Source organism: Prescottella sp. R16 (assembly GCF_030656875.1).
Classification (GTDB): Bacteria; Actinomycetota; Actinomycetes; order Mycobacteriales; family Mycobacteriaceae; genus Prescottella.
Genome location: NZ_CP130943.1, coordinates 1,796,115 through 1,817,223, shown reverse-complemented (window position 1 = coordinate 1,817,223; position 21,109 = coordinate 1,796,115). Strand labels below are relative to the sequence as shown.

Genomic DNA, 21,109 nt, shown 5'->3' with positions numbered 1-21,109 from the left:
ACCCCACTCGTGAATTCAAACGCACGAGCGCAAGCGATTGGTTCCCGAAACCCTATCGCGCCGCGCGTTCGAGTAATCCAGACACCGCCGCACGAACGCTTCCGATTCTGATCGTCCACCGGTCCCCCGACAGATCGAGCTCGGTGACCGCGGTTCCGCCGGGTCCGGCGATCCCCACGAACACGGTGCCCGGACGGTGCCCGTCCTGCGGGTCCGGTCCGGCCACTCCGGTCAGTCCGACGCCCCAGTCGGCCCCGCACCGACGCGCAGCCCCCTCCGCGAGCTGGGCCGCAGTGCGCCGGGACACGGGCCCGTCGTGGGCCAGCACGTCGCCGTCGACACCCGCGAGTGCCCCCTTGAGGTCGGTGGCGTAGACGATCAGACCGCCACGCAGCACCGTACTTGCTCCGGGCACCCCGGCGAGTGTCGCGGCGAGCAGTCCCGCGGTGAGCGATTCGGCCGTCGCGACCGTCTCCCCACGCCGGCACAGTACCGCGACGACGTCGGCCGCCGGAATCGACGCGGTGAGCGGGTCGCTCACGCGCTCGGACGCCCGACGCCGGCCCGCAGGCGCACCGCCTGCACCACATAGTCCAGTCCGGTCGCCACCGTGAGGACGACCGCGAGCCCCATCAGTCCGGCCGTGAACGGGGCGAACCCGTCGGGCAGCGGCGCCAGGTAGAACCCGATCGCCACCGACTGCACGAGGGTCTTGAGCTTGCCGCCCCGGCCGGCGGGAATCACACCGTGCCGCAGGACTGCGAACCGCATGAGCGTGATGCCCAGTTCCCGGGCCGCGATGATGCCGGTCACCCACCACGACAGGTCCCCGAGCAGCGACAGTCCGACGAGGGCCGCACCGATGAGCGCCTTGTCGGCGATCGGGTCGGCCATCTTCCCGAAGTCGGTGACGAGTCCCCGGCTGCGGGCCAGCTGGCCGTCGATCCGGTCGGTGACGGCGGCGATCGCGAAGATCGCGGTCGCCGCGATCCGCCAGCCCGTCGACTGTCCGTCGTCGACGAACAACGCGACCAGGAACACCGGGACCAACGCGATCCGCAGCACGGTGAGGACGTTCGCGATGTTCAGCAGGGGAACCGGTGTGTGGCCGGCTACGCCGTCGACAGGTTGCGCGCCGGCAGCAGCCGCCACGTCACGGCGTGGCGCGGTCACGGCCGCACCGATCGAACGGAACGCCCCGGCACACCCGGAACGAACAGGACGTGGAGTGGGGTGATGGATCGGGGCGGCACACTGCCCACAATATCGGTTGAGGTGATGACTACTGTGCACCACATGACATCTGGAACTCCGGCGGCAGGCACGAACGACGCTGAAGGGATGCGGGTGCGGCGCGCGCGCACCTCGGATGTGCCGGAGATCAAGCGTCTCATCGACATCTACGCGGGCAAGATCCTGCTCGAGAAGAACCTCGTGACGCTGTACGAGTCGGTGCAGGAATTCTGGGTGGTCGAGCAGGCGGGCACCGTCGTCGGCTGCGGGGCCATGCACGTGCTGTGGTCCGACCTCGGCGAGGTCCGGACGGTCGCCGTGGATCCACAGGTCAAGGGGCGCGGCGCAGGTCACCTCGTGGTCGACAAGCTCATCGACGTCGCCCGTGAACTCGAACTCGAGCGACTGTTCGTGCTCACGTTCGAGGTGAACTTCTTCGCCAAGCACGGCTTCGCGGAGATCGAGGGCACCCCCGTCACCGCCGAGGTGTACGCGGAGATGTGCCGGTCCTACGACACGGGTGTCGCCGAGTTCCTGGACCTGAGCTACGTCAAACCGAACACGCTGGGCAACACGCGGATGCTGCTCACGCTCTGACGCCCTTCACCACCACGACCGGGATCGAGGAATCATGCCGCTGTTCATCGTCCAGTACACGTACGCGCCGGAGAAGTCCGCGCAGCGCGACGACCACCGCACCGACCACCGAGCGTGGCTCGCCGACCTGGTACGTCGCGGTGTCGTCCGGTCGTCGGGTCCGTTCGCCGACGGCAGCGGCGCCTCGATGACCGTCGAGGCCGCGACGGCGGACGAGGTGCGCGACCTGTTCGACCAGGATCCGTTCGCGCACCTCGGCCTCGTCGAGGACCGGACGATCCGGGAATGGATCCCGGTCTTCGGTGTCTTCGTGCAGTAGGCCCGCCGCGCGGTCCGCCCCACCGGAACACGCCGGCCGGGTCACCCCGGCCGGCGTTCCGACTAGTGGACGGTCGAGTCGTCGGACTTGTTGCGCGTCTTGATCAGGCTCGCCACCGCGGTCACCACCAGTACGCCGAGAATGATGCTCAGCGACATGACGGTGGAGATCTCGGGGACCGCGATGTGCTCGCCGCCGTTGACGAACGGCAGCGTGTTCTCGTGCAGCGCGTGCAGGACCAACTTGACGCCGATGAACGCCAGGATGATCGACAGACCGTAGGACAGGTACACCAGGCGTTCGAGCAGGCCCCCGATGAGGAAGAACAGCTGCCGCAGCCCCATGAGCGCGAACGCGTTGGCGGTGAACACCAGGTAGGGCTCCTGGGTGAGGCCGTAGATCGCCGGGATCGAATCGAGCGCGAACAGGACGTCGGTGAAGCCGATGACGATCAGCGCGAGCAGTAGCGGGGTGGCGACACGCTTGCCGTCGATCTTCGTGACGAGCTTGTCACCGTCGTACTCCTCGGTGGTCGGCAGGAACCGCTTCGCGAGGGTGATGATCCGGCTCTCCCGCTGCTCCTCGGACTCGGCCTCGTGACCTGCATCCTTGATGAGCTTGACCGCGGTGTAGATCAGGAACGCGCCGAACAGGTAGAACACCCAGCTGTAGGTGTTGATCGCGGCCGCTCCGACGGCGATGAAGACACCGCGCAGCACGAGCGCCATGACGATGCCGATGAGCAGGACCTTCTGCTGGTACTGCCGGGGCACCGAGAACGTCGCCATGATGATCACGAAGACGAACAGGTTGTCCACGGACAACGCCTTCTCGGTGACGTAACCGGCGAAGTACTCACCGCCGAACGTCGTGCCCCAGATCGACATCACGACGAGTCCGAAGATGATCGCGATGCCGATGTAGACGGCGGACCAGAACGCTGATTCGCGGAAGCTCGGAGCGTGCGGGGTGCGCACGTGCGCGAAGAAGTCGAAGACGAAGAGTCCGAGGATCACCACACAGGTGACGATCCAGACGAGGGGGGAGACGTGCATCAGCTATTGACCTCCGGTAGGTATGTTGAACCCCCGGAGGTCTCTCCCGCAGATGCTCGACCGAGAGGCCGAGCGCATCTACCGACAGAACCGGACCGACAACGGTGTCGATCGTGTTGACGAGTCTGTCGCAGGATTGGGGATACTCCCCTCCTAAGTGATTCCTATTGAACCACACGCACACGACAGCCGTTTAAATCGGGCAAAACAGTCAGCTGTCGTCGGCTGTTTCAGGGTCTCCGCCACGGATCGACCACAGCAGGCCCTCGAGTTCGTCCGGCTTGATCAACACTTCACGCGCCTTCGATCCCTCACTCGGGCCGACGACACCACGGGTCTCCATCAGGTCCATCAGGCGACCGGCCTTCGCGAAACCCACCCGCAGCTTGCGCTGCAGCATCGACGTGGAACCGAACTGGCTGGACACGACCAACTCCACCGCCTGCAGCAACACGTCCATGTCGTCGCCGATGTCGGGGTCGACATCCTTCTTCTCCCCCGCCTTCGCCGCCGTCACACCCTCGGTGTACTCGGGTTCGGCCTGATTCTTGGTGAAGTCGACGACCGCGGCGATTTCCTCGTCGGTGATGAACGCGCCCTGCATGCGAACCGGCTTGCCCGCCCCCATCGGCAGGAACAGGCCGTCACCCATACCGATGAGCTTCTCGGCGCCAGGCTGGTCCAGAATGACCCGCGAATCGGTCAACGACGAGGTCGCGAACGCCAACCGGGACGGCACATTCGTCTTGATCAGACCGGTGACGACGTCGACCGACGGCCGCTGCGTCGCGAGCACCAGGTGGATACCGGCGGCACGCGCCTTCTGCGTGATCCGGACGATCGCCTCCTCGACGTCGCGCGGCGCGGTCATCATCAGGTCGGCGAGCTCGTCGACGATCGCGAGGATGTACGGGTACGGCTTGTAGACGCGTTCACTTCCCAGCGGGGCCGTTATCTCCCCGGACTTGACCTTCTTGTTGAAGTCGTCGATGTGCCGGACACGGCTGGCCTGCATGTCCTGGTAGCGCTGCTCCATCTCCTCGACGAGCCACGCCAGCGCCGCCGCCGCCTTCTTCGGCTGTGTGATGATCGGCGTGATCAGGTGCGGGATGCCCTCGTACGGGGTCAGTTCCACCATCTTCGGGTCGATCAGGATCATCCGGACCTCGTCCGGGGTGGCCCGCTGCAGCAGTGACACCAGCATCGAGTTGACGAAGCTCGACTTACCGGACCCGGTGGAACCGGCGACCAGCAGGTGCGGCATCTTCGCGAGGTTGGCGCTCACGAAGTCACCCTCGATGTCCTTGCCCAGGCCGATGACCAGTGGGTGATGGTCCTTGCGGGTCGACGGTGCCGCGAGCACGTCCGCCAGGCGCACCATCTCCCGATCCGAGTTGGGCACCTCGATACCGACCGCCGACTTACCGGGGATCGGCGCGAGCAGGCGCACGTTGTCGGTGGCCACCGCGTACGCGATGTTGCGGTGCAGCGCGGTGATCTTCTCGACCTTCACACCGGGGCCGAGCTCCACCTCGTAGCGGGTGACCGTGGGGCCCCGGGTGTAGCCGGTGACGGCCGCGTCGATCTTGAACTGCTGCAAGACCTCGGTGATCGCCTCGATCATCGCGTCGTTCGCGGCACTGCCCAGCTTGGGCGGGTCCCCTTCGACGAGCAGCGACATCGGCGGCAGCGCGTAATCGCCCTCCACCACCCGGTCCGGGACGAACGCATCGTCGTTCTTCTCCGGTGCCGGCGGCGGGGGCGTCGGGGCCGGGGTCGGCGGTGGGGTGACGCGGGCCCGCGGCTTCGGCCGCGGGGCCGGTTCGGGTTCGGGCACCGGCTCCGGTTCGGGCTCCGGTGGTGTCGGCAGGCCGTCCGGGTCGCCCGGATCCCACAGCCCGAGCACCTCGGTGGCGGTGTCCTCGTGAACCTCGTCGGTCGGATAGTTCTGGGCCGGGGTGCGGCGGCGGGGGCTGCGGCGCGCCGGGCGCGCGGGCTCGCGGCCGCCGTCGACGGGGTAGCCGTCGGCGTCGAACAGGGCCGGGTCGGCGGTGTCGCCGTAGTCGTGGTCCTCGTCGAAGTCGGGATCGTCGGCGTGGTCGTACGCGTAGTCGTCGTGGTAAGACGTGCCGAACCACGACCGCAGCCGGTCCGGCACCTCCCGGACGGTGGTGCCGGTGAGCAGCAGGACACCGAAGAACATCGCGAGCAGCAGCAACGGCACCGACAGCCACGGGGTGAGGCCGTCGGTGAGCGGGCCGGCGACGACATAGCCGACGATGCCGGCGGCGTCGGGCCAGCCCGCGGACGTCGACGGGGCCCCGGCGGCGATGTGCCACAACCCGACCGCGGGCAGGCCCACGAGCAGTGAGCCGAGGATGAGCCGGGACCGGATGTCGGGTTTCGGTTCGGTGCGCATGAGGACGACGGCGACCACGACACCGAGGATCGGCAGGACCGCGGCCACTGCACCGACGACGGCACGCACACAGGTTTCGATGAACTCGCCGACCGGGCCGCCCGCCGAGAACCACATGCCACCGGCGATGACGACGGCGACCGCGATGAGTCCGAGTGCGATGCCGTCCCGTCGGTGTCCGTGTTCGATGTCGGCGGCCTTGCCGACCGTGCGGGTGGTGGCGCCGACGCCCTTGGCGACCATCGACCAGCCGGCGCCGATACCGCGGCCGACGGACGCCGCGAACGTGCCCGCGTTGCGGGAGGACTTACCGGCCGGTCGCCGGCCCCCCTTTCCGGCCGCAGGTTTGCGTGACGTGCCCGTCGTGCGTGAAGCGGCCTTGCGCGGGGCCGACTTCCGGGGCGCCGACGCGCCACCGGAGCGACTGCCCGCACGGGTGCCCGACGCCGAGGCGCGGGTCGAGGAGGTCGAGCGGGCACGGGACCGCGATGTGGATGCTGTGGAACCCGATCCGCGGGCGCTCGCCTTTCCTGCCATACCGGTCAGGTTAGTCCCTGGCACCCCATCGGGACCATCTGCAACACTCGCAACACCGTTCCACCTGCGTCGACGCCGGGCGCGGACCGGGACGCGTCAGATACCCCGATCGAGTGCCCTGACCGACGTCACATCGTCGGCGGCGCCGTCGAACTCGACACGGACCCGGTCCCGGCCGAACGCGTGCAGCAGCAGTTCGGCCGCTTCCCCGCGCAGGATCACTGCACGTGCGCCCGCCGAGTGGACGGTCGCCTTCTTCCCGTCCGGCCGTTCGAGAATCACGGTCACCGGCGCCTTGCGGTAGCTGCGCCGCCCGATTCCGGACGCGAGCCGCCACAGTTTGTCCTGCATGCCGGGTGGGAGGTCCCGCACCGACCAGTCGTCGCCGGCGCGTCGCACGTCCTCGTGGTGGACGAACATCTCGGTGAGGTTGGCCTGCTCGTCGAGCAGTCGGAACGGCGACCAGATCGGCGGGCCGGAGTCGACGTCGCCGAGCAGGTCGTCCCACGCCCGCGCGGCGAGGGACTGTTGTACGCGGGCGGTGTGCCCGGCCAGTGCCGGGATCATGATGCCGGGGGTGGCGTCGAGTCGACGCTCCCGCAGGACGAGGTGGGCGGCGAGGTCGCGGACCGTCCAGTCGCCGCACAGGGTCGGTGCGTCGGGTCCGACGGTGCGCATCGTCTCGACCAGGGCGTGGCGTTCGTCACGGGCGTAGGGCACGCCCCACGGTAACCCGGAAACAGCGACGAGGGCGGTTGCTGCGCGGGCCTCTCGGCCGATGTCGCAGCAACCGCCCTCGTCGGCAGCTCGGATCGGGGCCGGTTACGGCACCCCGATGACGGTGGGCACGATCATCGGGCGGCGGCGGTACTTCTCCGCTACCCAGCGGCCCACGATGCGGCGCACGGCCTGCGCGATGCGGTGGGTGTCGTTGATGCCCTCCGAGGCGAGGTCGCCGAGAACCTTGTCGACGAGACGCGCCGCCTCGGCCAGCGCCTGCGGGTCGTCGGAGAAGCCGCGGCCACTGACCTCGGGTTCGCTGACGGCCCGGCCGGTCTCGTTGTCGATGGCCACGGAGATCGAGATGAAGCCGCCCTCTCCCAGGATGAGGCGGTCGGACAGTGTGGAGTCGCCGACATCGCCCACGCTGTTGCCGTCGACGTAGACCATGCCGACCGGGACGCGGCCGACGATCTCGGCGAGCCCGTCGACCATGTCGACGACGACGCCGTCCTCGGCGAGCACGATCCGCTCCTCCGGCACACCCGTCGCCGCGGCCAGCGCCGCGTTGGCACGCAGGTGCCGCCATTCGCCGTGCACGGGCATCGCATTGGTGGGACGCACCGCGTTGTACAGGTACAGCAGTTCGCCGGCGGACGCGTGACCCGACACGTGGACCTTCGCGTTCTGCTGTGTGACAACGGTGGCGCCGCGCTTGGCGAGACCGTTGACGACCGCGAACACCGAGTTCTCGTTGCCGGGGATCAGCGACGACGCGAGCACGACGAGGTCGTTGGCCTGGACGTTGATCTGCCGGTGCTCGCCGCGCGCCATCCGGGACAGCGCCGACAGCGGTTCGCCCTGGGATCCGGTGGAGATCAGCACGAGCCGGTCGTCGGGCAGGTTGGCGGCGGTGTCGAGATCGACGACGACGCCGTCCGGCACCGACAGGTAGCCGAGGTCCTGCGCGATCTGCATGTTGCGGACCATCGAGCGGCCCACGAACGCGATCCGGCGGTTGTAGCGCACGGCGACGTCGACGACCTGCTGGATGCGGTGCACGTGGCTCGCGAACGACGCGACGATGACCCGCTGGGTGGCCTTGCCGATGACGTTGTCGAGGACGCCGCCGATCTCGCGTTCGGGGGTGACGAAGCCGGGGACCTCGGCGTTGGTGGAGTCGACGAGGAACAGGTCGACACCCTCGTCACCGAGCCGGGAGAATCCGGCGAGGTCGGTGAGCCGGCCGTCGAGGGGCAGCTGGTCGAGCTTGATGTCGCCGGTGTGCAGGACGATGCCGGCGGACGTGCGGATCGCGACGGCGATCGCGTCGGGGATCGAGTGGTTGACGGCGAAGTACTCGCAGTCGAACGGTCCGTGGCTGGTCTTGTCGCCCTCGACGACCTCGACGAGGTTGGGGCGCTGCCGGTGCTCACGGCACTTGGCGGCGACGAGCGCGAGCGTGAACTTGGCGCCGACGACAGGGATGTCGGGACGCAGGCGCAGCAGGAACGGCACGGCACCGATGTGGTCCTCGTGTCCGTGGGTGAGGACGATCGCCTCGACGTCGTCCATCCGGTCCTCGATGTACCGGAAGTCCGGGAGGATGAGGTCGACGCCGGGTTGCTGGTCCTCGGGGAACAGGACGCCGCAGTCGACGATGAGCAGCTTGCCCTGGTGCTCGAAAACCGTCATGTTGCGGCCGATCTCGCCGATGCCGCCGAGCGCGACGACTCGCAGGCCGTTCTTCGGGGCCTTCGGCGGCAGGCCGAGCCGGTCGGTGGGGTCGGCGGCGACGGGGGCGACCGGGGCCTTCGCGCGTCCACCACCACGACGGGAACGGCGCCCGTTCGACTTCGAGGCGGCGCCCTTGGCGGCTTCGCTCTTGGGTGCGGCCGGGGTTTCGGCGGCGGCGGGGGCCACGGCAGGTTCCGGGGCGGGTGCTGCGGCGGGTTCCGGGGCGCGCTGGGCCCGTTCGGTGTCGGTCATCGGCGGGCCGGCCTGACGGGAGGCGCTGCGGCGACGGGGCGGGCGGCTCATGCGAGCACCCCCGCGGCGTGAAGTTCTGCGGCCAGGACGTCGAGTTGTTCGGTGGTGGGTGCCACCTGTGGCAGTCGTGGGTCTCCGACGTCGATGCCCTGCAGGCGCAGCGCAGCCTTGGAGGCGCTGACGCCACCGAGGCGGGCGACGGACCGGTTGACCGGGACCAGGCTGAGGTTGATCTCGCGGGCCTTCGCGAGGTCGCCCTCCACGAACGCGGTGTGCAGGGCGCGCAGCCGCTGCGGAACGATGTGCCCGATGACGCTGACGAAGCCGACTGCGCCGACGGACAGCCACGGCAGGTTCAGCGGGTCGTCACCCGAGTAGAAGTCGAGGTCGGTGGTGCCGATGAGTTCGGCGCCCGCGTTGAGGTCGCCCTTGGCGTCCTTGACCGCGAGGATCCGGGGGTGTTCGGCGAGGCGGCGGATCGTCTCGGTCTCGATGGGTACCACGGAGCGGGGTGGAATGTCGTAGAGCATCACCGGCAGGTCCGTGGCGTCGGCGACGGCGGTGAAGTGCGCGTACAGGCCGGCCTGCGGGGGCCGCGAGTAGTACGGGGTGACGACGAGCAGTCCGTGCGCTCCGGCGCGGGCGGCGTCGCGAGCGAGTTCGACGCTGTGCGCGGTGTCGTTGCTGCCGGCGCCGGCGACGATCCGGGCCCGGTCACCGACGGCGTCGACGACGGCGCGCAGGAGTTCGAGCTTCTCGTTCTCGGTGGTGGTGGGCGATTCGCCGGTGGTTCCGGCGAGCACCAGTCCGTCGCAACCGTTGTCGACGAGGTGGGTGGCCAACCGCACGCCGGCGTCCACGTCCAGCTTTCCGTCCTTGGTGAACGGGGTCACCATCGCCGTGAGGACGGTGCCGAACGGACGCTCGACGGAAGCAGCTGAATCACCGTAGGTCATGGTCAGAAGGCTACCCGGTCACGGTTGCAGATCTGCACACGACGGCACCGCATCCGTGTCGCCCTCTTCATCCGCCCGTGTCGAACATGCTGCGGGCCACTTCGGAGCCGTCCGGCAGTGTCGAAATCTCGAAGTCCCCGAACACATTCGGCGCGGCGGATCGGAGTTGCCGGAGGCATTCGACGGCCACCCGGCGGATCTCGACGTCGGCGTGCTCGGTGGCCCGCATGTCGACGAAGTGCCGCCACGCCCGATAGTTGCCGGTGACGACGACCCGGGTCTCGGTGGCGTTGGGCAGCACCGCCCGGGCGGCCTGACGGGCCTGCTTGTTGCGGACGGGGCCGTTCGGGACGTCGGCGAGCTTGTCCTCGAGCGCGGCGAGCAGTTCGGCGTACGCGACGAGGCTCGCGTCGGTGGCCTTCGCGAACAGTGCCTCGAGGTGGGCGTCACCGGCGATCGCGGGCGGGATCACGACGTTGGCGTCGTTCTCCCGGACGAACCGCTGTGACAGTTGCGAATACGAGAAGTGCCGGTGCCGGATCAGTTCGTGGGTGCAGGACCGGGAGATGCCGCTGATGTAGAAGCTGACGCTGCCGTGTTCGAACACCGACAGGTGCCCCACCTCGAGCAGGTGCCGGAGGTAGCCGGCGTTGGTGGCGGTGCGCGGGTTCGGTTTGGTCCAACTCTGGTAGCACGCACGTCCGGCGAACTCAGCGAGGGCTTCGCCGCCGTCCGCGTCGGTCTCCCACGGGACGTCCGCGGGCGGCACGAACTCGGTCCTGGCGACGAGCTGCACCTTCAGGGGCACCGCGTTCTGCATCGCACGTCCTTTCCGAGTTCGCACCGGTGTGCGCACCATAGCGCCGGAGTCGGACACACAGGTGACGATGACGTCACGACGTCTTGAAATGACATCACTGTGGCGTCACACTGATGTCATGGATCTCACCGAATACACATCCCGGCTGCGGGACGACGTCACCGCCGCCGCCACCCTCGGCGACGACGAGACGAAGCGCATCGCCCAGGCTCTCGCGGGCGCGGTCGAGCGGTCGGCACAGCTCATGCTGGTGTCGGCGCTGTCGGAGTTCGCCCGCGAGGCGTCCGACGAACTCGGCGACCGCGCCCTGCACCTGCGGTTCGACGGCACCGCCGTCACCGTCGAGGCCGTGCGCCGACGACCCGACACCGGCTCCCGCGAGCCGTATCGCACGTTCGAGGACGTCACCGGAGACATCAGCCGGGTGACGTTGCGTCTGGTCGACCAGATCAAGTCCCGCGCCGAGGAGGCCGCCCTCCAGGACGGCATGTCGCTCAATTCGTGGGTGTCCCAAGCGGTTCAGGACGCGTTGCGCGACAACCTCCGCCGCCCCTGCCCCGGCGAGAGGCCCAGCGAGAAGACCGACGAGAAGACCGACGAGAACTGACGGTCACCTCCCCTCCGCGACGCTGCCGGAATGGTCTAATGACGTCTCATCGTTCACGGGTCTCGAGGAGTGGGGAATGGCCGTTTCCGGCGCAAAGGAATTCGAGGTCGGGGCTGCCCCGGCAGAGGTGATGGCGGCACTGGTGGCCGTCGAGCGCCTGCCGGAGTGGTCGTCGGCACACAAGAAGGTGATCGTCGAGAGCACGCATCCGGACGGCCGCCCGCAGCGGGTGCGGATGACGGTGTCGATTCTCGGCATCAACGACGAGCAGGTCGTCGACTACTCGTGGAACGGCGACGACAGCATGTCGTGGACGCTCGTCGAGAGCACACAGCAGAACAGCCAGGACGGCGCCTACAAGCTCGCCGCGAAGGGTGACGGCACGCTCGTGACGTTCGAGCTCACGGTCGACCCGAAGATCCCGCTGCCCGGTTTCCTGCTGAAGAAGGCCCGGAACATGGCACTGGACACGGCCAGCAAGGGCCTGTCCGCGTTCGTCGCGAAGTAATGCCGGCGTGAGGATCGTTCGGCTGACGGCGGCGGTCGCGATCGCGACCGCCGCCGTCGGTTGCGCCACCACCGTCGACGGTTCGGCGACGTCCGACGGGTTCACCCCGGCGGCGTCGAATCCCGATCCGTCCCGCTCGATCGAGGGCGTCACCGTCGTCGACTATCCACCGGGCGATCACGTGCGGACGGATCAGCGGGTCGCCTACGACCACACTCCCCCGTTCGGTGGCCCGCACGATGCGGTGTGGGCGACGTGCACGGGCACGGTCTACGGCACACCGATCCGCAACGAGAACGCGGTGCATTCGCTCGAGCACGGCGCCGTGTGGATCACGTACGACCCGGCCCGGGTGTCCGGGGCCGATCTCGATCTGCTCGTGGCCCGCGTCGAGGGGCGACCGTACATGCTGCTGTCGCCGTACCCGACCCTGCCGAGTGCGGTGTCGGTGCAGTCGTGGGGTCACCGGTTGCAACTCGACGACCCCGCCGACGGGCGCATCGACGATTTCGTCGACGCGCTGCGGCTGAACCCGAACACGTACCCCGAGCCGGGTGCGACGTGTTCGACGATTCCCGGCATGTTCGATCCGTCGAATCCGCCGCCGCTGCGCACGGATCCCCCGGATCCGGCGTCCCCGGACACGGTGCCGATGAACTGATCGACGACAAATGGTTTCCCTCTGAGCGGGAACGCCCTGTCGTACATCACATTCCGAGTGGAATGTGACTCCTGTCACTTCATATCGGCGCCGGGACCCGGCGCCGCCGATGTCGATGGGAGACCGTGATGGCAACATTCGGCAGCACAACCGAGGGGACCGTCGTCCCGGACGAGGGCGGGTGGTCACCGCGCCTGATCTTCTCGCTGGCGTCGATCGTCCTCGTCCTCGAACTGCTCAGTGTCAGTTACATGATGGTCTCGATGGCACTACCCGCCATCACCGCCGATTTCGGCACCGGCCAGGGGGCCTGGCTGCTCACCGCCTTCCTCCTGCTGGGGGCGGTCGCGGCACCGCTCGTCGGGAAGCTGGCGGACATGTACGGCAAGCGCCGACTGCTGCTGGTCTGCATCGCGGTGTCGATCGTCGGTTCACTGCTGTCCGCGGTGGCGACCAGCTACTTCGTGATGATCGCGGGCCGGGCCCTGGCCGGGATGCTCGTCCCGTGCCTGTTCCTGAGCTATTCGCTCATCCGTGACGTCTTCCCCGCGAAAACGGTCCCGCTCGCGGTCAGTATCGCCACCGCCGGCATGGGCCTGATCACGGTGGCCGCCCCGTTCCTCGCCGGGTGGCTCATCGACGGGTTCGGGTGGCGCAGCATCTTCTGGTTCTTCGGTGTGGTCCTCGTCGTCCTCGCCGTCATGCTCGTCGTCAGCACCCCCGAGAACACGGTGCGCCTGCGGTCCCGGGTGGACTTCCTCGGCGCGGCCCTGCTGGGTGCCGGGCTCGCCGGCGTGCTGGTCTCCATCAGCTTCGGGCCCACCTGGGGCTGGACGGAGCCCTCGACACTGCTGTACCTCGTCGGCGGACTCGCGCTCGTCGCCGCGTGGCACGCGACCGCGAAGCGGGTGGCCGAACCGCTCATCCGGCTCGACGTGCTCCGGCGGCGTCCGATCTTCCTGACCGTGACCGCGGCGGGCAGCGTCTACGGGGTCGGCGCGCTGTACTCGATCATGTTGCCGATCATGGCGATGACACCGACGGCTCTCGGTCTCGGTTACGGCTACGGTCTCAGCGCGGAGGGCTACGCGGTGTTCCAGGTGCCCATCGGCGTCATGACGATGGTGGGCGGCATCGCCGTGGGAATGCTGTGCGGACGCGGCGTGCCGACCCGCACCCTGCTCGCCGCCAGCATGGTCGTCTCGGGCAGCGGCGCCGTGGCGACGGCGATCGAACACAACAGCAAGCCGTGGCTGCTGGTATTCGCCGGCATCGTCGGACTCGGCATGGGTCTCGGCTACGCGGCGATCCCCAACATCCTCATCGTCGCCGCCCCGCCGGAACTGCAGGCGTCGACGGCGAGCATCGCGGGAGTCGTCCAGAGCCTCGTCTCGGGCGTCATGCCGGTCATCGCCTTCGCGGTGATGAACAACTCGTTCGTCGCGCAGCTTCCCCCGGAGGCGACCGGCGGCGCCGTGATGTACACCGACGGTGGGTTCGTCGCCGCGTTCCTCATCACCGCCGTCACCGCTCTGCTGGGTGTGGTGGCCGCACTGGCCCTGCCGCGGCGTATCGAGCAACTCGAACTCGACGACACCCCGGCCACGGCCGCGACGATGCCCGCCCGCATCGCCCCGGCGGCCGGCTGACAGCGGATTCCCCGGACGGATTCATCAGGAGGAAAACATGATCACGGCTGTTGCACTGCTCGCCCGCCGACCGGATCTGTCGTACGAACAGTTCGTCGACTACTACGAGAACAACCACGCGAAACTGATCCGGAGCCTGCTGCCGCAGATCCGCGGATACCGCCGCAACTATCTCGACCACGGCTCCCGGATCGGTGCGGACGGTATCGGCGCTCCCGGTTTCGACGTGATCAGTGAATTCGTGTTCGACGATCGCGCCGCCTACGACGACATGCTGGCCACGCACGCCCGGCCCGACGTGAAGGCCGCGATCGAGGCCGACGAGGAGAACTTCCTCGACCGCACCCGGACCCGGATGTATCTCGTCGACACGCGCGAGAGCTGATCCCGGGGTCTTCCGAGATTCCGTCCGGCGACCGTGACGCCCCGTTCCTGGCGGGGTGTCACGGTCGTTCGGTGTTCAGCCGTCCATGAGTTGCGCGGCGACGGTCGCCCCCAGTTCCCAGCACGCCTCCAGCGCAGCCTTGTCCGGCTTGTTCGACGCGACGACGTACTCGGCGACCTTCTCCCATCCGAGTCCGGCGGTGATCCGATCCACCGCGTTCTCGGCGCCCTCGGTGCCCTCGTTCCCGTGGAGGTAGAGACCGAACGGGCGGCCCCGCGTCGAGTCGAGGATCTGGTAGTAGCTGCAGTCGAAGGCGTGCTTGAGGCCGCCCGAGATGTAGCCGAGGTTCACCGGCGAGCCGAGCAGGTAGCCGTCGGCCTCCAGGAAGTCGCTCGCCGACACCGACAGCGCGGCCCGGCGCACCACCTCGACACCCTCGATCTCGGGATCGGTGGCACCGCTGACGACGGCCTCGAACATGGCCTGGCAGTGCGGTGACGGCGTGTGGTGGACGATCAGTAGGCGCGGCACAGGCGACTCCCCCGTCAGTTCTCCCGGTCGTGTTTCTCGAGCGCAACGGCGCGGCGCATGGTGTCGCGGGCGCGGCTGCGGTCGCCGGCGTAGTCGTAGGCGCGGGCGAGCCGGTAGGAGTTGCGCCAGTTGTCGGGATCAGCCTCCCATTCCTGCTTGACCTGCGCGAACAGGGCGTCGGCGGCGTCGCGTTCGATGCGGCCGGACGGGCGTCGCGGCAGGTCGTCGACGTCGAGTTCGAGGCCCTCCTCGTGGATGCGGCGCGCGAGATGCTGGTGCGCCAGCCCGGACCGGATGGTCGCGACGACCATCCACACGCCGAGAAACGGCAGCACGAGCACTGCGATACCGAGACCGACCGGAACGGCGCGACCGTCCTGGATCAGAGCGATCCCGCGCTGACCGAGGAGCACGAAGTAGAACGCGAGCGCGACGACGATCGCGGAGATCGCGACGACGACGCGCGTGGACTTGTTGTTCACAGGTCCAGCAGGGGGTCGATGCCGATGGTGAGGCCGGGGCGCTGCCCGATCTCCCGAACACCCAGCAGCACGCCGGGGGCGAAGGAGTTCCGGTCGATCGAGTCGTGGCGGATGGTGAGGGTTTCGCCCTGGGTGCCGAGCAGCACCTCCTGGTGTGCGACGAGCCCGGCCAGGCGCACCGAGTGCACCCGTACCCCGTTCACGTCGGCGCCGCGAGCACCCTCGAGTTCGGTGGTGGTGGCGTCGGGGCTGGGGCCGCGACCGGCCTTCTCCCGGGCCTCGGCGATGAGCGCGGCGGTCCGGTACGCGGTGCCCGACGGCGCGTCGGCCTTGTTCGGGTGGTGCAGTTCGACGACCTCGACGGAGTCGAAGAACCGTGCCGCGGCCGCGGCGAACCGCATCGACAGCACCGCACCGATCGCGAAGTTGGGGGCGATGAGCACGCCGACACCGGGGGCGTCGTCGAGCCACGACTGCACCTGGGCGAGGCGGGTGTCGTCGAAGCCGGTGGTGCCGACGACCGCGTGGATCCCGTTGGCGATCAGGAACTCGAGGTTGCCCATCACGACGTCGGGGTGGGTGAAGTCGATGACGACCTGCGCGCGCTGGTCGACGAGGTGCTCGATCCGGTCGCCCTGGTCGACGCCGGCGACCAGTTCCAGGTCGGCGGCCTGCTCGACGGCCTCGCACATGGCCCGGCCGACCTTGCCCTTGGCCCCGAGAACACCGACCCTGATGGGTGCTGCTGAATTCACGTACACGCTCCGCCCGAAATGCTCGTCCTGACCGTACTCGCCGTAAGCCTACGGTGCGTCGCCGTCAGCGCCGGGTCGCGGTCACGAAGATGCTGGATCGCATCGGGTCGTGTCCGGGATCGTCGAGGGTCCGGCCGAGCCGGTCCGCAACCTCCGACGAGCGGACCGTGTCGACGGCCCAGCCGCGTTCCGTGAGCCAGGCGGCGGGCGCGAAGTCGTCCTCGTCGGGCCACAGCGCCGCCATGTCGATCCCGAAGCGCTCGCCGGTTTCCCGGAAACTGTCCTCGGACAACATCGCTCGCACGTCGTCGATGTGTTCGATCGCGAGCATGCTGCCGGGCGCGGACAGGTCGGTGACGGTCCCCAGCATCCGCTCCTTGGCGGTGTTCGGCAGGAACGGCATCAGCCCCTCGGCCAGCCACGCGGACGGGCGTCCGGCATCGAAACCGGTGTCCCGCAAGGCTGCCGCCCAGTCCTCGCGCAGATCGACCGCGACGGTACGGCGGTCGGCACGCGCCCGGGCGCCCTGCGCGGTGAGCACACCGTCCTTGAACGCCAGCACTTTCGGTGCATCGAGTTCGTAGACGACGGATCCGTCGGGCCAGTCCAGCCGGTAGGCGCGCACGTCCAGGCCGGCGGCCAGCAGCACCGACTGTCCGATGCCCGCGCACGACGCGGACGCGAACCAGTCGTCGAAGAATCTCGACCGCACCCCCATGTAGTCGGCCATCGACCGCCACGGAATCCCGGTTTCGCCGGCGACCGCCTCGAGTCGGGTCGGGAACGGTACCGGTGGCGCGGCCGCCTCCACGAAGGCCTCCGCATACGGGTCGGCGACCAGTGCCCCGTCCCGATGGGTTTCCATCGCGCGGCCCGCCGCGACCCCGAGCGCCGTGATCCCGACGCCGGTCACGATGTCCCATTCCGCCAGTTCGTTCATTCCGCACCCCGCTCGGTTGCGTTTGCCCGCGACTCGTACGGCACCCTCGACGGTACTACTTCACGATGCCCCGGACCGATGCCGGAAGATCTCGTTTCCGCCGGTACGGGCCGACGACGGCGGCCGCGAACGGACGTTGCAGGAGGAGTCGGGCGACGTCCCGGACCTGGTCGGTGGTGACCTCGTCGATCCGGGCGAGGGTCTCGGTGACCGACTGGTGGTTGCCGTAGTTCAGTTCGCTGCGGCCGATCCGGGTCATGCGTGAACCGGTGTCCTCGAGACCGAGGACGAGCGAACCGCGCAGCGCCCCCTTCGATCGGGCGCACTCGGCGTCGGTGATGCCGTCGGACGCGACGTTCGCGAGGACCTCGCGGATCAGCGTCGTGACCTCGCCGAGGTTCTCGGGCTGGCAGCCCGCGTACACCGAGAACGCGCCGGTGTCGGCGAACGTGTCGACGCCCGAGTAGACGGAGTAGGCGAGCCCGCGTTCCTCTCGGATCTCTTGGAACAGACGCGAACTCAGTCCCCCGCCGACGGCGGCGTTGAGCACCGACAGCGGCCACCGGTGACCCTCGTGCCGGCCGAACGCCCGCACCCCCAGCGCCAGGTGGGCCTGCTCGCTGTCCCGGTTCGTCAGGCTCAGTGTCGGCGCGGTCCGCAACCGGATCGCCCCCTCGCGGCGCGGTGCCGGATCGAGGTCGCGGCCCAGATGCCCGTCGAACGCGCGGCGCACCAGTTCCACGGTGGGCTCGTGCTCGACGTTGCCGGCCACCGCGACGACCATCCGGTCCGGGGTGTACCGCCGCACGTGGAACGAGTGCAGCTGGGTGCGGCTCATCGTCTCGATGGAGTCGATGCTGCCGATCACCGGCCGACCCACCGGATGATCACCGAACAGTGCGGTCAGGAACGCGTCACCGAGCAGGTCCTCGGGGTCGTCGTCGCGCATCGCGATCTCCTCGAGCACCACCTGCCGTTCGACGTCGACGTCGGACGACCGGCAGCGGCCGCGCAGCACCACGTCCGACACCAGATCCACCGCGAGCGGCAGATCCTCGTCGAGGACGTGCGCGTAGAAGCACGTGTGCTCCTTCGACGTGAACGCGTTGAGCTCGCCGCCGACCCCGTCCATCACCTGTGCGATGTCGAGCGCGGTCCGGGTGGGGGTGGATTTGAACAGCAGGTGCTCGAGGAAGTGCGCGGCACCGGCGACCGTGGGCTGCTCGTCACGCGAGCCGACACCCACCCAGATACCGACCGAGGCCGACCGGACGCCCGGCACGTGTTCGGTCACCACCCGCAGGCCACCGGGAAGCGTGGTGCGCCGGACGCCGGTCCGAGGACGATTGTCGAGTGCGGAACCCCGATCGGGTCGTCCGCGGAGAGAAGAAGCCATGTGGCGGTTCGTTTTTCCTTGCGTTGAGCGTCGATCCACGATACACCGGCGACACACGTCCGGCCCCGCACGGACGAGCCGTGCGGGGCCGGAGCGGTACTGCTGTGCCGGTGTTACTCGGCGGCCGACTCCGAGGCTGCGGACTCCGAGGCGGTGTCGTTCTCTGCCGAATCTTCCACGGGGATCAGGGAGATCTTGCCGCGGTTGTCGATGTCGGCGATCTCGACCCGGATCTTCGAGCCGACGTTCACGACGTCCTCGACCTTCGCGATCCGCTTGCCGTTGCCCAGCTTCGAGATGTGCACCAGCCCGTCGCGGCCCGGGAGCAGCGAGACGAACGCACCGAAGGCGGTGGTCTTGACGACCGTGCCCAGGAAACGCTCGCCCACCTTGGGCAGCTGCGGGTTGGCGATGGCGTTGATCTTGTCGATCGCAGCCTGCGCGGACGGGCCGTCCGCGGCACCGACGTAGACCGTGCCGTCGTCCTCGATGGAGATGTTGGCGCCGGTCTCTTCGGTGATCGAGTTGATCATCTTGCCCTTGGGGCCGATGACCTCACCGATCTTGTCCACGGGCACCTTGATGGTGGTGATCCGCGGGGCGTACGGGCTCATCTCGTCCGGGGTGTCGATGGCCTCGGCCATGACCTCGAGGATGGTCGAGCGGGCGTCGTGCGCCTGGCTCAGCGCGCCGGCCAGCACCTGCGACGGGATGCCGTCGAGCTTGGTGTCGAGCTGCAGGGCCGTGACGAAGTCCTTGGTGCCGGCGACCTTGAAGTCCATGTCGCCGAAGGCGTCCTCGGCACCGAGGATGTCGGTGAGCGCGACGTAGCGGGTCTCGCCGTCGACCTCGTCGGAGACGAGGCCCATCGCGATACCGGCGACGGGGGCCTTCAGCGGGACACCGGCGTTCAGCAGCGACAGCGTCGAGGCGCAGACCGAACCCATCGAGGTGGAGCCGTTGGAGCTGAGCGCCTCCGAGACCTGACGGATCGCGTACGGGAACTCTTCCTGGCTCGGCAGCACCGGCACGAGCGCACGCTCGGCGAGCGCACCGTGGCCGATCTCGCGACGCTTCGGCGAGCCGACACGGCCGGTCTCACCGGTCGAGTACGGCGGGAAGTTGTAGTGGTGCATGTAGCGCTTGCTGGTCTCGGGGCCCAGCGAGTCGATCTGCTGCGCCATCTTGACCATGTCGAGGGTGGTGACGCCCATGATCTGGGTCTCGCCACGCTCGAACAGCGCCGAGCCGTGGGCGCGCGGGATGACCGCGACCTCGGCGGACAGCGACCGGATGTCGGTGATGCCGCGGCCGTCGATGCGGAACTGGTCGCGCAGGATGCGCTGGCGGACCAGCTTCTTGGTCAGCGAGCGGAACGCCGCGCCGATCTCCTTCTCGCGGCCCTCGAACTGCGGGGCGACCTGCTCGAGAACCTCGACCTTGACCTCGTCGGTCTTGTCGTCGCGCTCCTGCTTGCCGGCGATGGACAGCGCGGCGGTGAGCGGAGCAGCCGCTGCCTTCTCCACGGCGGCGTACACGTCGTCCTGGTAGGCCGGGAACAGCGGGTACTCGCCGGTCGGCTTGGCAGCCTTCTCGGCCAGGGCCTGCTGTGCCTCGCACAGGCGGGCGATGAACGGCTTGGCCGCCTCGAGGCCCTGCGCGACGATCGCCTCGGTCGGCGCCTGCGCGCCGCCGTCGATCAGGCTGATGACGTTCTCGGTGGCCTCGGCCTCGACCATCATGATCGCGACGTCGGCGGAGTCACCCGAGCCGGCGACGATGCGGCCGGCGACGACCATGTCGAAGACGGCACCCTCGAGCTGCTCGACGGTCGGGAACGCGACCCACTGGCCGGCCTTGTTGTCGTCGGAGGTGATGAGCGCGACGCGCACGCCACCGACGGGGCCGGAGAACGGCAGGCCGGCGATCTGGGTGGACGCGGACGCCGCGTTGATCGCGACGACGTCGTACAGATCCTTGGGATCGAGGCTCAGGACGGTGACGACGACCTGGATCTCGTTGCGGAGGCCGTCGACGAACGACGGGCGCAGCGGCCGGTCGATCAGACGGCAGGTCAGGATCGCGTCGGTGGAGGGGCGACCCTCACGACGGAAGAACGAGCCGGGGATGCGGCCCGCCGCGTACATGCGCTCCTCGACGTCCACCGTCAGGGGGAAGAAGTCGAAGTGCTCCTTGGGCTGCTTGCTGGCCGAGGTGGCCGACAGCAGCATGGTCTCGTCGTCGAGGTAGGCGACGACGGCGCCGGCGGCCTGCTGCGCGAGGCGACCGGTCTCGAAACGGATGGTGCGGGTGCCGTAGGACCCGTTGTCGATCGTGGCGGTGGCTTCGAACACGCCCTCTTCGACCTCTACTGCGGAATTGTTCGTCATTTCTTCTCTTCTCTTCCCTCTCGTCTTTTGCCGAATCCGCATCGGCGCCGCGACCCTCCTGGTCGCGGCTGCGCTCCTCGCAGGGCGGAGGCGGCCGTCGATCGAAGCCTGCCGGATCACGTCCGGCGGGCCACTACCGAAGACCGACGCCACGCCTACA

General features: G+C 68.7%; 21 protein-coding genes. 7 read left to right on the top strand and 14 right to left on the bottom strand.

Features of this window, described 5'->3' with window-relative positions; translation table 11 throughout:
• Positions 1 to 52: 52 nt before the first annotated feature.
• On the bottom strand, positions 53 to 541 hold the full coding sequence (locus Q5696_RS08585) for a CinA family protein (RefSeq protein ID WP_305094755.1): 489 nt from the start codon (positions 539 to 541) through the stop codon (positions 53 to 55).
• On the bottom strand, positions 538 to 1,173 hold the full coding sequence (gene pgsA, locus Q5696_RS08580; RefSeq protein ID WP_370654883.1) for a CDP-diacylglycerol--glycerol-3-phosphate 3-phosphatidyltransferase: 636 nt from the start codon (positions 1,171 to 1,173) through the stop codon (positions 538 to 540). The genes Q5696_RS08585 and pgsA overlap by 4 nt, the downstream gene beginning before the upstream one ends.
• Positions 1,174 to 1,341: 168 nt before the next feature.
• Between pgsA and Q5696_RS08575 the strand changes: the two genes are divergently transcribed.
• The gene (locus Q5696_RS08575) at positions 1,342 to 1,830 is read left to right on the top strand and encodes an amino-acid N-acetyltransferase (RefSeq protein WP_305095192.1); all 489 of its coding nucleotides are present in this window, start codon (positions 1,342 to 1,344) and stop codon (positions 1,828 to 1,830) included.
• A gap of 34 nt (positions 1,831 to 1,864) precedes the next feature.
• Positions 1,865 to 2,149, top strand: coding sequence for a YciI family protein (locus tag Q5696_RS08570; RefSeq protein ID WP_305094754.1), 285 nt, complete (start codon positions 1,865 to 1,867; stop codon positions 2,147 to 2,149).
• Positions 2,150 to 2,211: 62 nt separating this feature from the next.
• Here Q5696_RS08570 and Q5696_RS08565 read toward each other — a convergent pair whose 3' ends face one another.
• The 6 genes from Q5696_RS08565 to thyX form a co-directional block, all read right to left on the bottom strand.
• Positions 2,212 to 3,204, bottom strand: a complete 993-nt coding sequence (locus Q5696_RS08565) for a TerC family protein (RefSeq protein WP_305094753.1) — start codon at positions 3,202 to 3,204, stop codon at positions 2,212 to 2,214.
• 211 nt (positions 3,205 to 3,415) lie between these two features.
• Positions 3,416 to 6,160, bottom strand: a complete 2,745-nt coding sequence (locus Q5696_RS08560; protein WP_305094752.1) for an FtsK/SpoIIIE family DNA translocase — start codon at positions 6,158 to 6,160, stop codon at positions 3,416 to 3,418.
• A 96-nt stretch (positions 6,161 to 6,256) separates the two neighbouring features.
• Positions 6,257 to 6,880, bottom strand: coding sequence for a TIGR03085 family metal-binding protein (locus Q5696_RS08555; RefSeq protein WP_305094751.1), 624 nt, complete (start codon positions 6,878 to 6,880; stop codon positions 6,257 to 6,259).
• 102 nt (positions 6,881 to 6,982) lie between these two features.
• Positions 6,983 to 8,920, bottom strand: coding sequence for a ribonuclease J (locus tag Q5696_RS08550; protein ID WP_305094750.1), 1,938 nt, complete (start codon positions 8,918 to 8,920; stop codon positions 6,983 to 6,985).
• The gene (gene dapA / locus Q5696_RS08545) at positions 8,917 to 9,825 is read right to left on the bottom strand and encodes a 4-hydroxy-tetrahydrodipicolinate synthase (RefSeq protein ID WP_305094749.1); all 909 of its coding nucleotides are present in this window, start codon (positions 9,823 to 9,825) and stop codon (positions 8,917 to 8,919) included. Before dapA ends, Q5696_RS08550 begins: the two co-directional genes overlap by 4 nt.
• A 67-nt stretch (positions 9,826 to 9,892) precedes the next feature.
• Positions 9,893 to 10,645, bottom strand: a complete 753-nt coding sequence (gene thyX, locus Q5696_RS08540; protein WP_305094748.1) for an FAD-dependent thymidylate synthase — start codon at positions 10,643 to 10,645, stop codon at positions 9,893 to 9,895.
• A gap of 118 nt (positions 10,646 to 10,763) precedes the next feature.
• Between thyX and Q5696_RS08535 the strand changes: the two genes are divergently transcribed.
• The 5 genes from Q5696_RS08535 to Q5696_RS08515 all read left to right on the top strand — a co-directional run bounded on the left by Q5696_RS08535 (position 10,764) and on the right by Q5696_RS08515 (position 14,455).
• Positions 10,764 to 11,252: a toxin-antitoxin system HicB family antitoxin gene (locus Q5696_RS08535; RefSeq protein WP_305094747.1), complete on the top strand. Its 489-nt coding sequence runs from the start codon at positions 10,764 to 10,766 to the stop codon at positions 11,250 to 11,252.
• Positions 11,253 to 11,328: 76 nt separating this feature from the next.
• On the top strand, positions 11,329 to 11,760 hold the full coding sequence (locus Q5696_RS08530; protein WP_305094746.1) for an SRPBCC family protein: 432 nt from the start codon (positions 11,329 to 11,331) through the stop codon (positions 11,758 to 11,760).
• Positions 11,761 to 11,767: 7 nt separating this feature from the next.
• Complete coding sequence (locus tag Q5696_RS08525; protein WP_370654882.1) at positions 11,768 to 12,421, top strand: thioredoxin-like domain-containing protein; 654 nt, start codon at positions 11,768 to 11,770, stop codon at positions 12,419 to 12,421.
• Positions 12,422 to 12,549: 128 nt separating this feature from the next.
• The gene (locus Q5696_RS08520; RefSeq protein WP_305094745.1) at positions 12,550 to 14,070 is read left to right on the top strand and encodes an MFS transporter; all 1,521 of its coding nucleotides are present in this window, start codon (positions 12,550 to 12,552) and stop codon (positions 14,068 to 14,070) included.
• A 37-nt stretch (positions 14,071 to 14,107) separates the two neighbouring features.
• The gene (locus Q5696_RS08515; protein ID WP_305094744.1) at positions 14,108 to 14,455 is read left to right on the top strand and encodes an EthD domain-containing protein; all 348 of its coding nucleotides are present in this window, start codon (positions 14,108 to 14,110) and stop codon (positions 14,453 to 14,455) included.
• A gap of 75 nt (positions 14,456 to 14,530) precedes the next feature.
• Here the strand turns inward: Q5696_RS08515 and Q5696_RS08510 are convergent, their stop codons facing one another.
• From Q5696_RS08510 to Q5696_RS08485, 6 genes are all read right to left on the bottom strand, one after another.
• Positions 14,531 to 14,935, bottom strand: coding sequence for a flavodoxin family protein (locus tag Q5696_RS08510; RefSeq protein ID WP_305095190.1), 405 nt, complete (start codon positions 14,933 to 14,935; stop codon positions 14,531 to 14,533).
• Positions 14,936 to 15,000: 65 nt separating this feature from the next.
• Positions 15,001 to 15,468 carry a hypothetical protein gene (locus Q5696_RS08505; protein WP_305094743.1) on the bottom strand — a complete coding sequence of 156 codons (468 nt, stop codon included), beginning with the start codon at positions 15,466 to 15,468 and terminating at the stop codon, positions 15,001 to 15,003.
• A complete protein-coding gene (gene dapB, locus Q5696_RS08500) occupies positions 15,465 to 16,223 on the bottom strand; it encodes a 4-hydroxy-tetrahydrodipicolinate reductase (RefSeq protein ID WP_305094742.1) in 759 nt (252 codons plus the stop codon). The genes Q5696_RS08505 and dapB overlap by 4 nt, the downstream gene beginning before the upstream one ends.
• Positions 16,224 to 16,287: 64 nt before the next feature.
• Positions 16,288 to 17,163 (bottom strand): SAM-dependent methyltransferase, encoded by an 876-nt coding sequence (locus Q5696_RS08495; RefSeq protein WP_305094741.1) that lies wholly within the window; start codon positions 17,161 to 17,163, stop codon positions 16,288 to 16,290.
• Positions 17,164 to 17,218: 55 nt separating this feature from the next.
• Positions 17,219 to 18,559 carry a M16 family metallopeptidase gene (locus tag Q5696_RS08490; protein ID WP_305094740.1) on the bottom strand — a complete coding sequence of 447 codons (1,341 nt, stop codon included), beginning with the start codon at positions 18,557 to 18,559 and terminating at the stop codon, positions 17,219 to 17,221.
• 113 nt (positions 18,560 to 18,672) lie between these two features.
• Positions 18,673 to 20,949, bottom strand: a complete 2,277-nt coding sequence (locus Q5696_RS08485; RefSeq protein WP_305094739.1) for a polyribonucleotide nucleotidyltransferase — start codon at positions 20,947 to 20,949, stop codon at positions 18,673 to 18,675.
• Positions 20,950 to 21,109: the final 160 nt, after the last annotated feature.

What these genes read in the sequence shown, in the direction of transcription:
- Q5696_RS08560 (WP_305094752.1), bottom strand. Translation starts at nt 6,160, where the DNA reads ATGGCAGGAAAGGCGAGCGCCCGCGGATCGGGTTCCACAGCATCCACA.
- Q5696_RS08570 (WP_305094754.1), top strand. Translation starts at nt 1,865, where the DNA reads ATGCCGCTGTTCATCGTCCAGTACACGTACGCGCCGGAGAAGTCCGCG.
- dapA (WP_305094749.1), bottom strand. Translation starts at nt 9,825, where the DNA reads ATGACCTACGGTGATTCAGCTGCTTCCGTCGAGCGTCCGTTCGGCACC.
- Q5696_RS08520 (WP_305094745.1), top strand. Translation starts at nt 12,550, where the DNA reads ATGGCAACATTCGGCAGCACAACCGAGGGGACCGTCGTCCCGGACGAG.
- Q5696_RS08490 (WP_305094740.1), bottom strand. Translation starts at nt 18,559, where the DNA reads ATGGCTTCTTCTCTCCGCGGACGACCCGATCGGGGTTCCGCACTCGAC.
- Q5696_RS08565 (WP_305094753.1), bottom strand. Translation starts at nt 3,204, where the DNA reads ATGCACGTCTCCCCCCTCGTCTGGATCGTCACCTGTGTGGTGATCCTC.
- Q5696_RS08575 (WP_305095192.1), top strand. Translation starts at nt 1,342, where the DNA reads ATGCGGGTGCGGCGCGCGCGCACCTCGGATGTGCCGGAGATCAAGCGT.
- Q5696_RS08495 (WP_305094741.1), bottom strand. Translation starts at nt 17,163, where the DNA reads ATGAACGAACTGGCGGAATGGGACATCGTGACCGGCGTCGGGATCACG.
- Q5696_RS08550 (WP_305094750.1), bottom strand. Translation starts at nt 8,920, where the DNA reads ATGAGCCGCCCGCCCCGTCGCCGCAGCGCCTCCCGTCAGGCCGGCCCG.
- thyX (WP_305094748.1), bottom strand. Translation starts at nt 10,645, where the DNA reads ATGCAGAACGCGGTGCCCCTGAAGGTGCAGCTCGTCGCCAGGACCGAG.
- Q5696_RS08515 (WP_305094744.1), top strand. Translation starts at nt 14,108, where the DNA reads ATGATCACGGCTGTTGCACTGCTCGCCCGCCGACCGGATCTGTCGTAC.
- Q5696_RS08530 (WP_305094746.1), top strand. Translation starts at nt 11,329, where the DNA reads ATGGCCGTTTCCGGCGCAAAGGAATTCGAGGTCGGGGCTGCCCCGGCA.
- Q5696_RS08485 (WP_305094739.1), bottom strand. Translation starts at nt 20,949, where the DNA reads ATGACGAACAATTCCGCAGTAGAGGTCGAAGAGGGCGTGTTCGAAGCC.
- Q5696_RS08535 (WP_305094747.1), top strand. Translation starts at nt 10,764, where the DNA reads ATGGATCTCACCGAATACACATCCCGGCTGCGGGACGACGTCACCGCC.
- Q5696_RS08510 (WP_305095190.1), bottom strand. Translation starts at nt 14,935, where the DNA reads ATGTTCGAGGCCGTCGTCAGCGGTGCCACCGATCCCGAGATCGAGGGT.